Source organism: Streptomyces sp. NBC_01268 (assembly GCF_036240795.1).
GTDB lineage: Bacteria > Actinomycetota > Actinomycetes > Streptomycetales > Streptomycetaceae > Streptomyces.
This window is the reverse complement of sequence record NZ_CP108454.1, coordinates 183,668-201,849: the sequence shown is the minus strand read 5'-3', so window position 1 is coordinate 201,849 and position 18,182 is coordinate 183,668. Positions and strand designations below refer to the sequence as shown.

The window sequence follows — 18,182 nt, the reverse complement described above, 5'->3', positions numbered from 1 at the left end:
CGCGGGGCCGGGTTCCGTAGCGTGCGGGGCATGCGAGTACTCGTCACAGGAGGAGCCGGGTTCATCGGCTCACAGGTGGTATCCGCTCTGGCGGCCGAGGGGCACACACCGGTGGTGTTCGACGCGCTGCTGCCGTCCGTCCATCCCCATGCGCCCGACGCTCCGGACGTCGAGTTCGTGCGGGGCGACGTCCGGGACGCGGAGACGGTCCGGGGTGCCCTGCGAGGCGTGGACGCGGTCTGTCACCAGGCCGCGATGGTCGGCCTGGGGAAGGACTTCGCCGACGCGCCCGACTACGTCGCCTGCAACGATCTGGGCACCGCGGTCCTGCTGGCCGCGATGGCCGAGGCCGGTGTGCGCCGGCTCGTACAGGCGGGGTCGATGGTGGTGTACGGCGAGGGGTGCTACGAGTGCGGTGAGCACGGGGCGGTGCGGCCGGGCGCGCGGACGGTGGCGGACCTGGAGGGCGGCCGCTTCGAGCCATGGTGTCCGCGCTGCGGGGCCGAGCTGCGGCCCGGGCTGGTGGCGGAGGACGCCCCGACCGATCCGCGGAACGTCTACGCGACGACGAAGCTGGCGCAGGAGCATCTGGCCGCCGCCTGGGCACGGTCCGTCGGGGGTACGGCCGTCTCGCTGCGCTACCACAACGTGTACGGGCCGGGGATGCCGAGGGACACCCCGTACGCCGGTGTGGCCTCGTTCTTCCGTTCGGCGCTGGCCAGGGGTGAGGCGCCCCGGGTGTTCGAGGACGGCGCGCAACGGCGGGACTTCGTCCATGTGAGCGACGTCGCCGGCGCCAATGCCACCGTCCTGGCGGGCGTCGGGGATCTGCCTCCGGGAGGCCACACGGCGTACAACGTGGGCAGCGGAGAAACCCACACGGTGGGGGAGATGGCCGCGGCGCTCGCCGCCGAGCACGGCGGTCCCGGACCGGTGGTGACGGGGGAGTTCCGTCTGGGCGATGTCCGGCACATCACCGCGGACTCGTCCCGCCTGCGGCGCGAACTGGGCTGGCGTCCCTGCGTGGGGTTCGCCGAGGGCATGGCCGAGTTCGCCCGAGCGGGGCAGCGGCCCTCGGCCGTAGTGGGGTAGCCCACGGCGACGCGGCGACCGTCACGCGTGCGGACGCGCGAGCGGCAGTGTCACCTCGAAGCGGCAGCCGCCGGGAACGTTGTGCACCCGGGCCTCCCCGGCGTGGGCCTCGACGATGCCTCGTACGATCGCGAGTCCGAGCCCGGCGCCGGCGGGAGGGGTGCGGGCCGGGTTTCCGCGCCAGCCGGTGTCGAAGACCTTCGGCAGGTCCTGCTCGGGGATCCCGCCGCAGCCGTCGGTGACGGAGAGGACGGCGGTGCTCTCGTGCCGGATGACGCGCACGGCGACGGTGCCGTCGGCGGGGGTGTGGCGGATGGCGTTGACGAGGAGGTTGGCCAGGACCCGGGTCATCTCCTTGCCGTCCACGTCGACGGGGGCGTGGGCGATGCCGTCGCCGCGCAGCCGTACGCCGCGCTCGCGGGCCAGCGGGTCGGCGCCCAGGAGGGCGTCGGCCGCCAGGTCCTGCAGGGAGATGCGGCTGGGAGCCAGTTCGAGGGCGCCGGCGTGGATGCGGGAGAGCTCGAAGAGATCGCCGACCATGGAGTCGAGGCGTTCGACCTCGGTGCGGATCCGGCGGTGGTAGCGGGCGGGTTCGGAGGCCACGCCGTCCTCAAGGGCTTCCGCCATGGCCCGGAGCCCGGCGAGCGGGGTGCGCAGATCATGGGAGATCCAGGCGACGAGCTCACGGCGGGACGCCTCCAGGGCCCGTTCGCGTTCCCGCGAGGCGGCGAGTCTGGCGCTCGTGGCGGCGAGTTCGCGAGTGACCGCGGCCAGCTCCGCCGTGGCCCTGCCGGGAGGTGCGGAGAAACTGCCCCCATCGCCGAACTCGCGCGCAGCACGGGCGAGTTCGCGCCCGCGGGCCACGACCCATCGGCCGAGCGCGAGCGCGGTGGCCAGCGAGACCACGGCTGCCATGGCGACGACGAGCGTGACGACGGTCAGGTCGTGCGGGGACAGGAACATCGCCCAGGCCACGGCAAGGGTGCCGGCGAGCATGGCGGTGACGGTGACCGCGGCGACGACGGTCAGGGAGACGGCGACGGACCGGTGCCGCAGCAGGCGCAGCACGACCGCCCCGACCGCGCCCGCGCAGGCCGCGCCTCCCAGCGCGAAGAGCGCGATCAGCAGGGCGTCCTTCATCCGGTGGCCTCCGGCCCCGTCGGTGCGAAACGGTAGCCGACGCCCCAGACGGTCTGGATGAGGCGGGGGGAGGCCGGGTCGTCCTCGATCTTGGCGCGCAGCCGGCGCACATGGACGGTGACGGTGGACAGGTCGCCGAAGTCCCAGCCCCACACGTCCCGCATCAGCTCCTCGCGGCCGTGAGCCCGGCCGGGGTGGGCGAGGAAGTGGGCGAGGAGGTCGAACTCCCGCAGCGTGAGGGCGAGGTCATGGCCCTCCTTGGTGGCCCGGCGCGTCTCGGGATGCACGAGGATCCCGGCAGCGCGCAGCACCGTCGGGCCGGGCCGGGCGGGGAGCGTCGTGCGGCTGCGCCGGAGCACCGACTCGACGCGAAGGACCAGCTCGCGGGGGCTGAAGGGCTTGGTGACGTAGTCGTCCGCGCCCAGCTCCAGGCCGGCGATCCGGTCGTCCTCGTCCCCCCGCGCCGTCAGCATGATCACCGGTACGGGGCGCTCGGCGCGCAGTCGGCGGCACACCTCCAGCCCGTCGATGCCGGGCAGCATCAGATCGAGGACCACCAGGTCGGGCGCGGTCCTGGCGGCGCTCCCGAGGGCGGCCGGACCGTCGGCGGCGTGCTCGACGTCGTGACCGGCCCTGCGCAGATAGCCGGTGACGACCTCGGCGACAGTCGGGTCGTCGTCGACGACGAGGACCCGGGCGGGCGGCGGGGGCGAGGACGTGCTCATGCCGCAAGCCTCGCACCCCACCGCCCCGCCGTCCGCCCCGCGGCAGCCACGAACGGCCGACGTCCGCGTTTCGTAAGGAGTCGATGTCCGCTATGTCCGGCCAGAGTTCCTACGGTGGCGGTTGTGACCGTGAACCGAGTGAACCCCGTGAGGAACCCCGTGAACACCGGGGACCCCGTGAACACCGTGGACGTCGTCCTTCCCTGCCTGAACGAGGCCGAGGCCCTGCCCTGGGTCCTCGGCCGCATCCCCGCCGGCTGGCGGGCCCTCGTCGTGGACAACGGGTCCACCGACGGGTCCGCCGGCATCGCACGCTCCCTCGGGGCGACCGTCGTGACCGAGTCCCGGCGGGGTTTCGGAGCCGCCTGCCACGCCGGAGCCATGGTCTCGGACGCCGAGTACGTCTGCTTCAGCGACTGCGACGCCTCCCTGGACCCCGGCCTGCTGACCGGCTTCGTCCGTACCGTCGCGGCCGGACAGGCCGACCTCGTGCTGGGACGCCGCCGGCCGCAGGGCAGGGGCACCTGGCCGCCGCACGCCCGGGCCGGGAACGTGGCGCTGGCGCGGATGCTGCGCCGCCGCACAGGGCTGCGGCTGCATGACCTCGGCCCCCTCCGCGCGATGCGCCGGGAGGCGTTGCTGAGCCTGGAGCTGACCGACCGACGCTCCGGCTATCCGCTGCAGATGGTCGTCCGGGCCGCGGACGCGGGCTGGAGGGTACGGGAGGAGGACGTGCCCTACCTGCCGAGAGCGGGGAAGTCCAAGGTCACCGGCACCTGGCGGGGGACCTGGCACGCGGTCCGCGACATGCGGGCCGTGCTCGCAGAGGCTCCCCGCACTGCCCCGGCCCTCGGGGGTGCGCGGTGACGAGCCTCCTCGTGATCGCCAAGGAGCCCGTCCCTGGGCGTGTCAAGACCCGGCTCACCCCGCCGTTCACCGCCCGCGAGGCGGCGGCCCTGGCCGAGGCCGCCCTCACCGACACCCTGGCCGTGGCGGCGGCCACTCCCGCCGACCGGCACGTCCTGGTCCTGGACGGCGCCCCCGGCCCGTGGCTGCCACCCGGCTTCGAGGTCGTGCCCCAGTCCGGCGGGTGCCTGGACGAGCGGCTCGCGCACGCGTTCGCCGCGTGTCGCGGCCCCGCGCTGCTGATCGGCATGGACACCCCTCAGGCCACCCCGGAGCTCCTGGCGCCCGCCTTGGACTTCGACACCTGCGACGCCTGGTTCGGCCCCGCCGCCGACGGGGGCTTCTGGGCCCTGGGCCTGGCGGACCCGGACCCGGACCTGCTGCTCGGCGTACCCATGTCCGTGCCCGAGACCGGTGACGTGCAGTACCGAAGACTCCGCGCGGCCGGGCTGCGCACGGGGCTCCTCCCTCTGCTCCGGGACGTGGACACCGCGGCCGACGCCGCCGAGGTGGCCGCACTGGTGCCGAACGGGCGGTTCGCCCTACGCCACCGGGAACTCACGACCGAGCTGACGGTGACACGATGACCACCATCGCCCCCACGACCTCCGACCCGCGCGGAGCGCTGTCCCTGGCGTGGCGGGCCGACCCCTACTCCGTGGCCCTGCGCGCCGGGCGTGGCCCCCTCTTCCTGCACCGGACCGACGGCTGGCTGCTGCCCCTGGACGTCCGACGCTGGTGCGCCGGCACCGACACCGCGGACGAGAGCGTCCTGGCCCGCTGCCACGGGGCCGTCCTCGACATCGGCTGCGGTCCCGGCCGGCTCGTCGCGGCCCTGGCCGAACGCGGCCGGCGCGCCCTGGGCATCGACGTCACCCCGGCCGCGGTGGCACGGACGGTGAGCCGCGGCGGCACGGCCCTGTGCCGCTCGGTGTTCGACCCCCTGCCCGGCGAACACCGCTGGGACACCGCCCTGCTGATGGACGGGAACATCGGCATCGGCGGTGATCCCGCGGCACTCCTGGAGCGCGTCGCGGGCCTCCTGGCCCCCGGCGGACGCCTGCTCGTCGAGACGGCGTCCGCCGAGGTGGACGAGCGCTGCGAGGTACGCCTGGACGATGGCCGAGGCAGCCTCGGAGCCCCCTTCCTCTGGGCTCGCGTCGGCACACGGGCCCTGGGGCGCCACGCCGAGTCGACCGGCTGGCGGACGGTCCGCAGCTGGCAGGCGACCGGCCGGCACTTCGCCGAGCTCGTGCCCGTCGCCGCGTGCGGTCACGTCACTGCCGGAGCACCGAGCTCCGAGGGGGCCGCACGGTGACGCGACCGTCGGCCCGCTCCCGCATCGGCGCGACCCTCCGCACCGCCGTTCTCGTGGCGGCGCTCGGCGCGGTCCTCCTCCTCACCGTCCGCAAGGACGGCTACTACACGGACCCGGCGGGCCTGTCCTGGTGGTACGCCGTGTGCTGGGCGCTCTTCGCGGCGGCGGCCTGGTCCCTCCGCTCGGTGCCCGGCCGGCACGTCGCCGCCCTCGTGCTCGCCGGAGGCGTCGTCGTCGCCACCACGGGTCTGGTGGCGGTGCCCCGTACGAGCAGCGACATGTTCCGCTACGCCTGGGACGGCCGGGTGCAGGCGGCCGGCATCTCGCCCTACGACCACGCCCCGGCCGATGCCGCCCTCGTGCCGTACCGGGACGCATGGCTGTTCCCCACCGGGCGGGAGTGCGCCGGGCCGGGCCGGGCGGCCGTGTCCGAGGGCGTCTGCACGCGCATCAACCGCCCCCGCGTCCACACGATCTACCCCCCGGCGGGTGAGCTGTACTTCCTGCTCGTCCACGCCGTCTCACCGGACGGCGCCCGACACAAGGCCCTTCAGGCAGGCGGTGCGGCCCTCGCCGTGGCGACCACCCTGGTACTGCTGCGGATCCTCCGCCGCAGAGGGGATCCCCGCACCGCCGCCTCCTGGGCATGGTGCCCCGCCGTCCCCGTCGAAGCGGTGAACAACGCCCACGCCGACGTCCTCGGCGTCCTCCTGGCCGTCGCGGCCCTGGGCCTGACGGTCCGCCACCGGGTGTGGGGCGCCGCGCTACTCGGCCTGGCCACGGCCGTCAAACTACTGCCGGCGGTCCTCGTCCCCGGGGCCCTGTCCGGAGCGCGCGGCGCCCGCGACGTGGCGACGGTCCTGGTCCCCGCCGCCACCGTCCTCACGGCCCTCTACGTGCCCTACGTCCTGGTGTCGCACTCCTCCGTCCTCGGCTACCTCGGCGGCTACGCCGACGAAGAGGGCTACCAGGACGCCGCCACCGGCAACCGCTACGCACTGCTGCGGCTGCTGCTCCCCGACTCCTGGGCCCTGCCCGCCGTCATCGCCGGCATGCTCGCCGTCGTCCTGTACGTGATGCTGCGCGGCGACCCCCGACGGCCCTGGAGCGGCGCCCTCCTGGTCACCGGCACCGCGTTCCTCCTGACGACACCCGGCTACTCCTGGTACTCCCTCCTCGTGGTGGCCCTGGTGGCGCTCGACGGCCGCTGGGAGTGGATGGGCGTCGCGGTGGCCGGAGCGGCCGCGTACCTGACGACCCGCGCGGTCGCCGACGCGGGCACGGTCGCGTATGCCGTGACCGCCCTGGCCGTCGTGTGCGGCGGGCTGGTCCGGAGGCGACCCGGGACCGCGGGGACGCCCGGTGAGGAGCGGAGCCCCCGGTCCCACGAGGTCCGCCGGCCGGGTCCTCATGCGGTCGGGCGTCGGAGCGACGCGCTCCGGACCGGCCCGCCACCGGCCCTCCCGCGCCTGCGGACAAGCCGGTTCTTCTCGGCGGGGGATGCCCGTTGAGCCCTGGAACGCGCAACCTGCGGAGGCTTGCGATGGAAGCGAACGGCAGTGATTCATCCGTCCCCGGCCGCCGGACGCGAGCGGGAACGGGTCCCGACGACGCCGGCCCGACACCGCTCACGCGCCTGCGCGCGACGATGGCCTCCAGGTGGCAGGCCGGCCCGCCGGGAGGGCCGTCCCGACCGGAGTTCTGGCGCAGTCCACTGCGCGGCCCCTGGCTGACCGCCGTGCTGGGGACGGTCCTCCTCTTCGGCGTCACGATCCTCTTCCTCACGGGCCTGCTGTCGTACGCCGCGTACGACCCGGATCTCGCGGCGGTCAACGACCAGACCCCGGACAAGGGATGGCTCGGCTTCTACCTGTTCTCCTGGCCGACCTCCCCGTACTGGCTCTACCGCGTCACCCAGGGCGTGCACGTCACCCTCGGCATCGTGCTCGTGCCCGTGCTCCTGGCCAAGCTGTGGTCGGTGATTCCGAAGCTGTTCGCCTGGCCACCGGTCCGCTCGGCCGCCCAGGCCGTCGAGCGTCTCTCTCTGCTCCTGCTGGTGGGAGGCGCCGGCTTCGAGTTCGTCACCGGCATCCTCAACGTGCAGCTGCACTACATCTTCCCCGGCTCCTTCTACACGCTGCACCTGTACGGCGCCTGGGTGTTCATCGGCGCCTTCGCCGTCCACGTGACCTTCCGCCTGCCGCGGGCCGTGCGGTCCCTGCGCGCCGGGCCGCGGCAGCCCGCCGCGGACAGCGAGGAGGCGGCCGGCCTCGTCTCGCCCCGTCCCGCGGCGCCCACGATCTCCCGGCGGGGCGCGCTGGGGATGGTCGGACTGGGGTCGCTGGCGCTGTTCGTGGTGACCGCCGGGCAGAGCATCGGCGGCTGGTTCCGGCAGACGGCCCTGCTGGCCCCGCACGGGCAGGACCCGGGCCCCGGCCCGAACGGCTTCCAGATCAACAAGACCGCCGCCTCCGTCGGCATCCGGCCCAGCGACACCGGCCCCGCGTGGCGGCTGACCGTACGGGGGGCCGGCCGCCAGACCGACCTCACCTATGACCGACTGCTGTCCCTGCCGCAGAACGACGCACTGCTGCCCATCGCCTGCGTGGAAGGCTGGTCCACCCCCGACCAGCACTGGAGCGGCGTCCGCCTCACCGACCTGGCCGCACTCGTCGGCCTGGGCACGGACACCCCCCAGGTCCTGGTCGAGTCCCTCCAACGAGGCGGGTCGTTCAGCTCCGTCGTCCTGGCCGCCCACCAAGCCCGCGACGCCCGGTCGCTCCTGGCCGTACGGGTCAACGGAGCCGTCCTGTCCCGGGACCACGGCTACCCGGCCCGGGTCATCATCCCCGGCGCGCCAGGCGTCCACAACACCAAGTGGGTCACCCGCCTCACCTTCGGGGAACCGTCATGACATCCTCCAGGCCCTCGTTCCGCACGGCCTTCCGGCGCCGCTACGGAGCCTCGCCGCTCCACCTCCTCCTCGTCCTCGCCTCCTTCGCCCTGGCCTGCTACGCGGGTCTGCGCATGCTCGAAGGGGACACCCTCGGCGTCGCCGTGTGGTTCGTCGGTGCGGCGCTCCTGCACGACCTCGTCCTCCTGCCCCTGTACGCGTGCACCGACCTGGCCGTGCAACGGGTCCTGGGACACCGCCCGGCGAAGGCACCGGGAAGACCGCGGATCGGGGTCAACCACGTCCGGGTACCCGCCTTCGTCTCCGGCGTCCTGCTGCTCGTGTACTGGCCACTGATCCTCCGCCAGGTCGGTCACTACTCGGCCGCCACGGGCCTCCCGGCCGACACCTTCCTGGGGCGGTGGCTCCTGATCACCGCCGGCCTGTTCGCCGCATCGGCAGCCGTCCTCGCCGTGCGGTCGTGGAACGGCGGCAAAGACCGGCGGAAGGCGAGGGCTCGCGCACGGGCGTAGGGCCGGCCCGGGCGGAGGAACACAGAGCGCAGCACCGGTCCCTCCGCGCCGAGGCCTCTCGGCATGTTGCACACATCGCGAGGCCGCTGCTTGCCGCGCTGGCGCAGAGACGGGACGCGAGCCCTGCTCCAGGATGTGCGAACAGACAAGGTGGGAGCCGGATGAACCGTCCGGCTCACCGTGACGACCCCGGGAGTCCGCTGTGCCGTGGAGAAGACTGCTCGTCCCTCTGACCTCGACCCTGCTGCTCCTGACGGCATCCGCCGGCGCCGGCGCGGCAGCGTCGCCCACGAGCGCCCCCGCCGAGGCGACCGCGCCCGACTACGGTGCTCCCGGCCCCTACGCCACCGCCGTGGAGGTCGGGGTCGTGACCACCCTGTACTACCCGCGGGACATCGCGACCAGCGACCGCCGGCACCCCGTGATCGTATGGGGAAACGGCACCTTCGCCTTCCCGGTCGTCTACCGGGACCTGTTGCTCCACTGGGCCGGTCAGGGCTTCATCGTCGCCGCCGCCAACACCCCGCAGTCCAACCTCGGCATCTCCATGCGCGCCGGGATCGACATGCTCACCCGCCGCGACGCCGACCCCGGCAGCGTCTTCCACGACCGGGTCGACCTGGAGCACATCGGCGCCTCCGGTCACTCGCAGGGCGGCGCCGCCGCCATCGTCGTCGGTGCGGACCCGCGCATCGACACCATCCTGCCCATCCAGCCCGGGCCGCTGGCCGACATCGACGACGTGCACGGACCCGCGCTGCTCCTGGCCGGGCAGAAGGACAGCATCGTCTTCCCCTTCCTGGTCAAGGCCTTCTACGACGACGCCGACCACATACCGGCCGTCTACGGGGAGCTGCGCGGCGCCGATCACTTCACGGTCGTGGGCGACCCCGGTCCGTTCGCCGCGCCCACCACCGCCTGGTTCAAGGCGCAGCTGATGGGGGACCAGGCGGCGCGCGCACAGTTCTTCGGGCCCGACTGCGGGATCTGCACGGACAGCGCCACCTGGTCCGACGTCCGCCGCAACGGCCTCGCCGACCGGTGACCCGCTGCCGGAGACCCCTTCCGCCGTGACCGGCGGCCGTTCCGATCCACGCCGCCCGCTCCTGACGCTCCCCGCGGTCAGGGCGGCCGGCCCCCCGTTCACTGACGGAAGGACCGCCATGGACGCCATCGCGACCACCGGGCAGGGAAAGGTCCGAGGCCGATTCCACGACGGGATCGCCACCTTCCTCGGCATCCCCTACGCCGCCGCGCCCTTCGGCGCCCACCGCTTCCGGGCTCCTGCCCCGGTCGAGTCCTGGGAAGGGGTGCGAGACGCTCTGGAGTACGGGCCGACCGCCCCCAAGCGCCCCTACCGCCCGCCCCTCGACCGGCTGATACCCGACCCGAGCATCGCCGGGGACGCCTGTCTCAACCTCAACGTCTGGACCCCATCCGTCGGCGAGGGCCGGCTGCCCGTCCTGGTCTGGATCCACGGGGGATCCCTGCGCAACGGTTCGTCGAGCCTGCCGCTCTACGACGGGGGCGCCTTCGCGCGCGACGGGGTGGTCCTCGTCTCCTTCAACTACCGGCTCGGCGTGGAGGGGTTCGGGGTGTTCCCCGACGCCCCCGACAACCGGGGCCTCCTCGACCAGATCGCGGCCCTCACCTGGGTCCGCGACAACATCGCCGCCTTCGGCGGAGATCCGGCGAACGTCACCGTGTGCGGGGAGTCCGCCGGTGCGATCAGCATCGCGGCCCTCATGACGAGCCCGCGCGCGACAGGACTGTTCCGGCGGGCGGTCCTGCAGAGCGGCCCGCCGCACACGGTGTCGCGCCGTGAGGGTGCGAAGTCGGTACGGTCGATGGCGAGGAGACTGCGGATCCCGGCCACCGCCGCGGCGTTCGCGACGGTGGACCGGGACCTGCTGCTGGACGCGCAGGCCGCCGTCGTCGACCGGTCCGATCCCATCGGCGGCGGTCCCGGCTTCCACATCGTCGTCGACGGCGACGTGGTGCCGGCCGCCCCGCCCCCACCCGAGGCCGATCTGCTGCTGGGCTGCAACCGGGAGGAGTACCGACTGTGGCTCGTGCCGGGCGGAACCGTGGACCGGATCAGCCGGCTCACCCTGCGGCTGGCCCTGCTGAAGGCCGGTGTCCCGCAGCGCCTGGCGCGGCTCTACCGGGCCACCCGGCCGCACGCCAAACCCGGTGAGATCCTCGGAGAGATCGCCACCGACCTGCTGCTGCGGGGACCGCTCAACCGCCTCGCCGACTCCCGGCCCGCCCGCACCTTCGTCTACGAATTCGGCTGGCGCTCGCCCGTGATGGAGCTCGGCGCGTGCCATGCGCTGGAGATCGGCTTCGTCTTCGACAACCTGCGCGCCGCCGAGGACCTGACCGGGCCCGGTGCGCCCCAGCCACTGGCCGACGCCATGCACCGGGCCTGGGTCGCCTTCGCCACCACCGGACAGCCGGGCTGGCCCGGCTGGAGCCCGGACCGGCCCCTCATGGTCTTCGACCACCCCGGCGTCGGCACGGTCCTGTCCCCCCGGCACGAGGAACTCGGCGCCTGGCTCTGAGAGATGACCAGCCGAGCGCCCGCCGGCACCGGCCGTGGTTCATCCGCCGTCCGCAGCCCCTGAGGAACCCTGCCCACCGAGGACCCCGCGGTCCTCCCCGCGTCCGGTCAGGTCCCTCGCCACGAGCGCCGCCTGGATCAGCCGCGCCTGCGCGGGAACCGCGAGGTTGAGGCCCGTCAGCGCGGTCACCCGCTGCAACCGGTAGTCCAGGGTGTTGCGGTGGACGCACAGCTCCAACGCCGTCCGGCGACGGTTGAGCCCCTGCTCCACGCACACGCGCACCGTCTCGAGCAGGTACGGATGCTCCTCCAAGGGGTCGAGTTTGGCCGCCAGCCGCACCAGGCCGACCCCGGGGCGCGCGAGCTGGTGCTCCAGCAGCACGTCGTCGAGGCGGTAGCAGCCGGGCGGGCGTCGCAGGCGCAGGACGAGATCCAGCACGCGGCCGGCCTCCTGCGCCGCCGAGGCGATGGCCCCCGGCGCGGAGGCGTGGCCGGCGGCGGCCCGCACGGGCTGCCCCACGTCCTTGGCCAACCGGGCCACCAGGCCCGGTACGTCGGGCCTGCCCGGCAGCACGGCGATCCGAGCGACGTGGTCCATCAGCACGGGGATCCCTGTGAAGGCGTCGAGCGAGGACTGCACCAGTCTGCTCGGCGGATCGGACTCGAACCGGAAGGCCACCACCTCGTACGCACCCGCCACGGCCACCCGCGCCACGCCCGCCAGCTCCTCGTACGGCCGTCCTGCCAGCAGGGCGTCGAGCAGCGCCCGCCGTACGCGCCTGTCCTCGCTGTGGAGGTCCTCCTGGGCGTTCTGGTGGGCGAGGACGACCGCGGGCAGAGCGGCGTGCAGGCAGGCGAGCAGCGTGCCGCCGGCCCCGGCCAGCTCACCGGGCTCCGCGACCTCGGCCAGTGTCTGCCACCACACTTCGGCGCCGATCAGGTACGCGGTGATCGCCGCCTCCAGGGGGACCCGCTCCTCCGCCCGGCGCGCCGACCACTCGATGAGCCGGGTCAGATCGCTCGGCCCCATCGGACTCCGACGCCGCCGTCGCGCAGTGCCCGGAGCAACAGCGCGTGCACCGCCTCGACGGACCGCGCCACCTCGCCCTGGAGGGTGGCGCGGGGCAGCGCCGCGTAGAACGGCGCCTCCGCCGCGCAGCGCGCGATCACGACGGCCGTGAGGTCACCGACCCGGGCGGCCATCCGGGCGTGCAGCTCCGACATCGGCGCATCGTCACACCACCCCGACCGAGCCGTCAATGAGAGCCCCCCGGTCCGTGCCTCGCGAACGCCCAAGGCTGGATCCGCCCCTCCTGACCTCCCGGGCACCCTTCACGAGGACGGCGAGCTGTCGTGGGCGTGCCGGCTGACAAGACGCGCCCTCAGGCGGGGTCCTTTCGCCGCCTGCCGGAGCGTCCGCCACCGCGGGGAGTCGTCGTCCGGGATGTGCGGGGAAGCGAAGGGGAACGGCACGCCAAGGTGCTCGGCCAGCGCCCGGCCGGCCTCTTCGGAGCCAACGCCGGGAGCCCAACGGGCTCAGGGTCTGCCACACGGACCTGACCGCCGACATCCGGCGGTCGCGCAGCACGTCCGCGTCGACCTCTCGGCGGGTCCGTTCCTCCACATAGGCCCACCAGCCGCTCACCGGCTCGCATGGCCGACGGCAGGACTGGCCGGAGCGCCTGGGCGGCCGGCCCGCACCCACCACTGGTGCGGGCCGGTCTTCACCCTGCCGGACCCACGGGCGGGGGAGGCCATGGGCCCAGATGGAGCGGCCATGTCTTCCGCTCTCCTCCCGCATGCCCTCGAACCTCCCTCCCATGCACGCCCTTCCGCCCCCGCGGTCGTGAGCCCCGTTCGGCTCACGACCGCGTGACTCAGCCGCCGATCCGGTCGGTCACCGGCGTGCTGCACTCGTCGTTGCCCAGGTCGGGCCCCGTGGTGCAGACCCAGAGGGTGATGGTTCCGTCCTCGCGCATGTCGTAGTTGCAGGTCTTCGATACCGCTGGGGTGGTCACGCTGCAGGAACCCGAACGGCCGTAGTTCGTGAACCACTCGACGGAACTCGTACGGCCCTCGTAGTGCTCGACCCAGATCTTGTCGCCGTAGCTGATGAATCCGCCGTCGGCGTATCCGTTGCTGACCACGGCATCGGCGTGGGCCGACGTCGAGAACCACAGGACGGTCGCGGCGGCGCCGGCGACGGCCACCGCCAAGCGGGAGGCGTTGCGCATGGAAGCCCCTTCCTTCACCGGGAGCCGGTGAGCGTCGATGTCATGCGTAGGTGATGTCGGAGGCGCAGCGCGCGCCGCTCTGGCCCGGGTAGGACTTGCCGAGGCACACCCACACGCGGACCCACGCGACGTCGGAGTCGGTCGATTCCCAGACCATGTCCTGGCCGCCGGAGGTGGAGGTGTCGTCGGTGGCGAGGGGCCCGTAGAGGAAGCCGGGGGTGGTCACGTAGGCGCGGGCGGCGACTCCGTCGGCCTGGTAGTCCTGGACGTAGTTGAAGTACGAGTCGTTGAAGTCGGCGCTGGCGCTGTAGATGCAGACCGTCGCCTGGACGTGGCCGCCGCTGAGTCCGGCGGAGTTCCGCACCGTGGCGGACAGGGTCTCGCAGCCGGCCGCCTGGGCCGGGGCGGGCAGGGCCACGCCGAGGGCGGTGAAGGCCACCGTGGCGGCACCTGCGGCGGAGAGGGCGCGGCGGGTACGCCGCGCGATACGGGTGATCATGGGGATTCCTTTCCTCTTGGGGTGTGTCGGGATCGGGAGTGGAGCGAGGTGGTGGTGTGGGGGGCGCGTCCCGGTCGAGACGCCTGCGCGGCGGCCCGAGGCGCGTTCCGTTCCGGCGCGGTCCGGTGGCCCGGCGCCGGATGAGCTCCGCGTACGACGACGCCGAGCACGCGTTCCGCGGGGAAGTAGCCGATCCGCCGCGAGTCGAGGCTCAGCCGCCGGTTGTCCCCGACCAGCACGACCTTGCCCGGGGGGACGGCGTCCTCCTCGGCATGGGCCAGCGCGGGAAAGTCCGCACGCGGCACCGGCTCACCGGGTACGGCGGCGACGCGTTTGATGAGCCAACGGCGTCCGGACAACCTCGCGTCGTCCGCTCCGGAGGCCGGCGGGGGGCCGAGCCACCGGCCGTCCGCTCCCGGCTGCTCCACCACGACGACCTCTCCCGCCGCGGGGGTGCCGGTACGCCGTACCAGGACGCGGTCGCCGTCGTGGTAGGAGGGTTCCATGCTCCGGCCGCGCACGGTGACCGCGGCGAGACGACGGGCGAGGAGCCGACGGGCGGTCACGACGATGCAGACCAGCAGCGGCGGTAGCGCGTACAGCAGTCCACGATCCACGGGGAGGCAGGCGCCCGCGGTGATCGACGCGGCCGCCGCCAGGGCGGGCGCGCCGGTGACGGCGGCGGCTGAGCCGGCTCGGCGGCGGTGCGGGTCCGGCGGCCGCGGCACGGTCGGGTGGGGAGGCTGTCCGGACCAGTCGTGACGTACCCGGACCACACCCCGCTCCGTACCGGGTTCGGCGGTCATCGCTCTCCGATCGGCTTGAGGAGCGTCGACGACGGGATTCGGTAGCCGGCTGCCTGGAGCATGAACAGCCGGGCGTACCGGCCGTCGGCGGCCATGAGTTCCTCGTGATCGCCCTGCTCCACGACCCGTCCGTCGGACAGCACGACGATGCGGTCGGCGTCGCGGACCGTGTTGAGGCGGTGGGAGATGAGCAGACTGGTCTGCCCCGCGCGGTAGCGGCGCAAGGACGTGTGGACCTCGTGCTCCGCTTCGGCATCGAGTCCGGCGGAGGGTTCGTCGAGGATCACCAGATCCCGCCGCTCGCGCAGGAACGCGCGCGCCACGGCGAGTCGCTGCCACTGCCCCCCGGAGAGCACCACCCCGGGCGCGGGGTGGTCGTCGTCGGACTCATGGGAGAACACGCGGGTCAGCAACGTCTCGTACCCGTGCGGCAGTTGCGCCAGGCTCTTGTGTACACCGGCGCGGTCCGCGGCGGCCCGAACGCGGGGCATGTCTCCCTGTGCCGACGCGTCCCCGAGGGAGATGTTCTCCGCCGCGGTCATCTCGTACTGCACGAAGTCCTGGAAGGTGGCGCTGATCCGCTCGCGCAGACGGGTCACGTCCGCGTCGCGGATGTCCACGCCGTCCCAGAGGACGGTGCCGCGGGTCGGGTCGTAGAACCGGCACAACAGCTTGATGAGGGTGGACTTGCCGGCGCCGTTGAGTCCGACCAGGGCGAGCGAACCGCCCGCCGGGATGGTCAGGTCGACGTCGCGCAGGATCCACGGGTGGTCGTCGGAGTAGCGGAACCATACGCCGCGCAGTTCGATGCCGCGTTGGAGCGGGGGCAGGGAGACGGGCGGGACCGTCACCGGCAGGTCCGGACCGGCCGTCGTCACCGCCACGTAGTGCTCGAACAGCAGGAGTGCCTGGTAGACGCGGGCGATCTCGGCGGCCAGCATGGAGATGGCGGTCTGCACCCCGGCGACCGCCGCGAGGAACACCGTGACCTCGCCGATCGAGAACCGGCCCGCCCGAGCCGCGGAGACGACCCACAACAACCCCAGGCCGGGGACGACGGCCGCCATCAGCGCGAGCGCGCCCTGCACCCGCGTCTCGCGGACGTCCAGCGCGCGCCGCTCGGCGTTGATCCCGCGCCGGTCGTGCAGCATCCGGTGTCGGAGCAGATCACCGACTCCGAACAGGCGCACCTCCTTCGCCGCCGCGACGGTCGACAACAGCTGCATGTACGTGAACTCGCGGCGCTCGGTGGGAGTGACCGACCAGTGCATGCGTGCGCGGCGGCGCGACAGCGCCATCTCCGCGAGGAGTACGGGGATTCCAGCGGCCAGCACCAGGGCCGGCATGAGCGGGCCGAGGAGCGTCAGTACGCCCAGGAAGCCGGTGATCGTGATGAGTGCCCGAGCGGTGGCCAGCAGGCTGTCCAGCATCTCGGTGGGCTTGCTCCCGCCGGCCTGGAGGGCCAGTCGCAGCCGGTCGAGGAAGCGGGGGTTCTCGAAGCGGCCGATCCCTGCCTGGCCGTTCAGCGCCCTGAAGAGGCGGTCCTGGGCTCGCAGGCCCACCTGGCGCCCGGCCTCCTGCCGCAGGTACCGCACGACGTGCGGCATGACCGTGGTGACCGTGCCGACCGCTGCAAGTCCCGCTCCGACGCCGATCAGCGAGGAGGAACCGGCCGGGTCGGCCAGCGAGTCGAGCAGCACCTTGGTCAGCCAGGCGGCCGCGACCGGCAGCGCACCGCCCGCCAGCATCAGAGCGGCATACGAGGCGGTCAGCCCGGGAGCCACCGTCACCCCCAGCACGACGGCCGCGCGGACCGTCCGGCAGACGGCACGCACCGACCTGCCCCGGGCGGGCACCTCCCCGGCCGGATCGCGGCCGGACGGTGCGCCCGCCGCACTCCCGGAGGCCCGGCCGGACGGCCGGCTCGCACCGTATCCCGACGGCCCCCCGCCTCGTCGCCCGCTCATGACGCGAGTGCGGCCGAGCGCGCCACCCTCACGAGGCGGCCGTCGGCGTCCGGCGCGACCCACAGCATCGTCGGGTAGCTGGACGCCCTGAACGCGGTCCCCAGCGGCCCGCCGGAACCCTCGACCGCCACGCGGGCGACCGGACGCAGGTCGGCGGCGAAGGAACGGGCCTCCTCGGCGTTCCCGACGACGACGGCGAGCATCTCCTCGCCCACCTCCCGCAGCCGGTGGGCGTAACGCACCAGCTCGGGCAGCTTCTCCTTGCAGGACCCGCAGGTCGGCGAGATGAAGGCGACGAAGGTGGCGGCCGCCAGAGTGTCGGGGCTCAGCGGTGCGCCGTCGACGTCCGCGGTCCGGAACCCGCCCACGCTCTCGCCCACACCCAGGCCGGGCCCGGGCTCCATCGCGGACAGCAGACCACTGTGCTCCCGCAGCCGCTTCACGACTCCGAACGTGAGGACGAGGTCGAGGGCACAGAGCAGTCCGACGAACACGACCGCCGTGATGAGGAATGGCATTTCTGCTCCCTGAGTTCTGCCAACGCGGTTACCGCCCGCTCCGGACCGTGCTCGGCGGGGCGTGAGGAGTGGAACGGAACAGTTCGAGCACGTCGTCCAGGCGCACGACCAGCGCCCCCAGCACCACCCCGCCGAGCGCGGCCAGGACGGCTCCCGCCGGGTGCGCGCGCAGGTCCGGCGACGCGACCGCACCCGCCACGGCGAGGGCGGCCAGTGCCCCGTTCCTGGCGACGTGGCGTCGGCCGAGCACGGTGGCCGACGCGCCGAAGCAGTGACAGGGGGCCGTGACACCGCGCCTCACGACGAGGGCGACCCCCGCCGTGAGGCCGGCCAGCAGCGATGCGGCGGCGACGAGACCGGCGACGGTGACCGTCGGGGCCACCGGCACCACGAGCAGCGCGCAGACCACCGCTTCGGCGGCCACCAGGGCCGGCGCCATCACCCCCGCCAGACCCGGCAACAGCCGGGTGGCGCGCAAGGAGGCGACGAAGCCGTCGTAGGCGACCCGCCCCGTGGCCTTGCCGAGGAACGACGTCAGGAACACCGTCCCCAGCAGGTAGCGAACGCCGATCTCGAAGTACTGCATCAGAAGCCTCTCCAGGGTCCTGCGGCCGGTGTCCGGCAGCCGTCGGCGACCGCCGCGGGGTCGAGTCCCGGAAGCCGGCGGAGGAATCGATGCCGGATCCCGGGACTCGGGCGGCTCCGCCGTACGCGGTGGTCAGGCGCGCTCACCGCGGACGCCGCACCGGGTGCTCCGGTCAGCACTCTTCGCAGCGGCAGTACAGCCACTCGCCGGGCTTGTCCGGCATGCCCTGCGTGCACCCCTCGCAGGGAGCCCAGCAGCCGCCGCACGCGGAGGCGCACTGCCAGCAGCTGGGCCAGGAGCCGCAGCCCGCCGCGGCTTCGATCCGGGGAACGAAGACCCCGAGCAGTGCCGCGCCGAGCGATTCCAGTTTTCGGTACATGTCCACTCTCCTGTGGTCCGGAT

General features: G+C 73.7%; 20 protein-coding genes. 9 read left to right on the top strand and 11 right to left on the bottom strand.

Annotated elements, in window-relative coordinates; all coding sequences use genetic code 11:
• Positions 1-30 precede the first annotated feature (30 nt).
• Complete coding sequence (locus OG309_RS00880) at positions 31-1,092, top strand: NAD-dependent epimerase/dehydratase family protein (protein ID WP_329417371.1); 1,062 nt, start codon at positions 31-33, stop codon at positions 1,090-1,092.
• Positions 1,093-1,113: 21 nt separating this feature from the next.
• Here OG309_RS00880 and OG309_RS00875 read toward each other — a convergent pair whose 3' ends face one another.
• Positions 1,114-2,232 (bottom strand): sensor histidine kinase, encoded by a 1,119-nt coding sequence (locus OG309_RS00875; RefSeq protein WP_329417369.1) that lies wholly within the window; start codon positions 2,230-2,232, stop codon positions 1,114-1,116.
• Positions 2,229-2,957, bottom strand: coding sequence for a response regulator transcription factor (locus tag OG309_RS00870; protein ID WP_329417366.1), 729 nt, complete (start codon positions 2,955-2,957; stop codon positions 2,229-2,231). The genes OG309_RS00875 and OG309_RS00870 overlap by 4 nt, the downstream gene beginning before the upstream one ends.
• Before the next feature lie 159 nt (positions 2,958-3,116).
• Between OG309_RS00870 and OG309_RS00865 the strand changes: the two genes are divergently transcribed.
• The 8 genes from OG309_RS00865 (at position 3,117) to OG309_RS00830 (ending at position 11,171) form a co-directional block, all read left to right on the top strand.
• Positions 3,117-3,824: a glycosyltransferase family 2 protein gene (locus OG309_RS00865; RefSeq protein ID WP_329417364.1), complete on the top strand. Its 708-nt coding sequence runs from the start codon at positions 3,117-3,119 to the stop codon at positions 3,822-3,824.
• Positions 3,821-4,450, top strand: coding sequence for a TIGR04282 family arsenosugar biosynthesis glycosyltransferase (locus tag OG309_RS00860; protein WP_329417361.1), 630 nt, complete (start codon positions 3,821-3,823; stop codon positions 4,448-4,450). Before OG309_RS00865 ends, OG309_RS00860 begins: the two co-directional genes overlap by 4 nt.
• Positions 4,447-5,181, top strand: coding sequence for a class I SAM-dependent methyltransferase (locus tag OG309_RS00855; RefSeq protein ID WP_329417358.1), 735 nt, complete (start codon positions 4,447-4,449; stop codon positions 5,179-5,181). The genes OG309_RS00860 and OG309_RS00855 overlap by 4 nt, the downstream gene beginning before the upstream one ends.
• Positions 5,178-6,692, top strand: coding sequence for a glycosyltransferase family 87 protein (locus tag OG309_RS00850; protein WP_329417356.1), 1,515 nt, complete (start codon positions 5,178-5,180; stop codon positions 6,690-6,692). The genes OG309_RS00855 and OG309_RS00850 overlap by 4 nt, the downstream gene beginning before the upstream one ends.
• 137 nt (positions 6,693-6,829) lie before the next feature.
• The gene (locus OG309_RS00845; protein WP_329417353.1) at positions 6,830-8,095 is read left to right on the top strand and encodes a molybdopterin-dependent oxidoreductase; all 1,266 of its coding nucleotides are present in this window, start codon (positions 6,830-6,832) and stop codon (positions 8,093-8,095) included.
• Positions 8,092-8,607, top strand: coding sequence for a hypothetical protein (locus tag OG309_RS00840; protein WP_329417350.1), 516 nt, complete (start codon positions 8,092-8,094; stop codon positions 8,605-8,607). Before OG309_RS00845 ends, OG309_RS00840 begins: the two co-directional genes overlap by 4 nt.
• Positions 8,608-8,809: 202 nt before the next feature.
• Positions 8,810-9,652, top strand: coding sequence for an alpha/beta hydrolase family protein (locus OG309_RS00835; protein WP_329417347.1), 843 nt, complete (start codon positions 8,810-8,812; stop codon positions 9,650-9,652).
• 118 nt (positions 9,653-9,770) lie between these two features.
• Entirely contained in the window at positions 9,771-11,171 is a 1,401-nt protein-coding gene (locus OG309_RS00830; RefSeq protein WP_329417345.1) for a carboxylesterase/lipase family protein, read from the top strand.
• A gap of 39 nt (positions 11,172-11,210) precedes the next feature.
• On the opposite strand, the gene OG309_RS00825 is transcribed toward OG309_RS00830, so the two are convergent.
• The 9 genes from OG309_RS00825 to OG309_RS00785 all read right to left on the bottom strand — a co-directional run bounded on the left by OG309_RS00825 (position 11,211) and on the right by OG309_RS00785 (position 18,159).
• On the bottom strand, positions 11,211-12,200 hold the full coding sequence (locus OG309_RS00825) for a PucR family transcriptional regulator (protein WP_329417343.1): 990 nt from the start codon (positions 12,198-12,200) through the stop codon (positions 11,211-11,213).
• Positions 12,182-12,394, bottom strand: a complete 213-nt coding sequence (locus tag OG309_RS00820) for a hypothetical protein (RefSeq protein WP_329417341.1) — start codon at positions 12,392-12,394, stop codon at positions 12,182-12,184. The genes OG309_RS00825 and OG309_RS00820 overlap by 19 nt, the downstream gene beginning before the upstream one ends.
• Before the next feature lie 653 nt (positions 12,395-13,047).
• Positions 13,048-13,404 (bottom strand): hypothetical protein, encoded by a 357-nt coding sequence (locus tag OG309_RS00815; RefSeq protein ID WP_329417339.1) that lies wholly within the window; start codon positions 13,402-13,404, stop codon positions 13,048-13,050.
• A gap of 40 nt (positions 13,405-13,444) precedes the next feature.
• On the bottom strand, positions 13,445-13,903 hold the full coding sequence (locus OG309_RS00810; protein WP_329417337.1) for a hypothetical protein: 459 nt from the start codon (positions 13,901-13,903) through the stop codon (positions 13,445-13,447).
• Positions 13,900-14,709, bottom strand: a complete 810-nt coding sequence (locus tag OG309_RS00805; protein ID WP_329417335.1) for a S26 family signal peptidase — start codon at positions 14,707-14,709, stop codon at positions 13,900-13,902. Before OG309_RS00805 ends, OG309_RS00810 begins: the two co-directional genes overlap by 4 nt.
• Positions 14,706-16,544, bottom strand: coding sequence for an ABC transporter ATP-binding protein (locus OG309_RS00800; RefSeq protein WP_329417333.1), 1,839 nt, complete (start codon positions 16,542-16,544; stop codon positions 14,706-14,708). The genes OG309_RS00805 and OG309_RS00800 overlap by 4 nt, the downstream gene beginning before the upstream one ends.
• A 128-nt stretch (positions 16,545-16,672) precedes the next feature.
• On the bottom strand, positions 16,673-17,194 hold the full coding sequence (locus OG309_RS00795; protein WP_329417331.1) for a TlpA disulfide reductase family protein: 522 nt from the start codon (positions 17,192-17,194) through the stop codon (positions 16,673-16,675).
• Between the two features lie 28 nt (positions 17,195-17,222).
• The gene (locus tag OG309_RS00790; protein WP_329417329.1) at positions 17,223-17,780 is read right to left on the bottom strand and encodes a MauE/DoxX family redox-associated membrane protein; all 558 of its coding nucleotides are present in this window, start codon (positions 17,778-17,780) and stop codon (positions 17,223-17,225) included.
• A 172-nt stretch (positions 17,781-17,952) separates the two neighbouring features.
• Complete coding sequence (locus OG309_RS00785; RefSeq protein ID WP_329417327.1) at positions 17,953-18,159, bottom strand: hypothetical protein; 207 nt, start codon at positions 18,157-18,159, stop codon at positions 17,953-17,955.
• Positions 18,160-18,182: the final 23 nt, after the last annotated feature.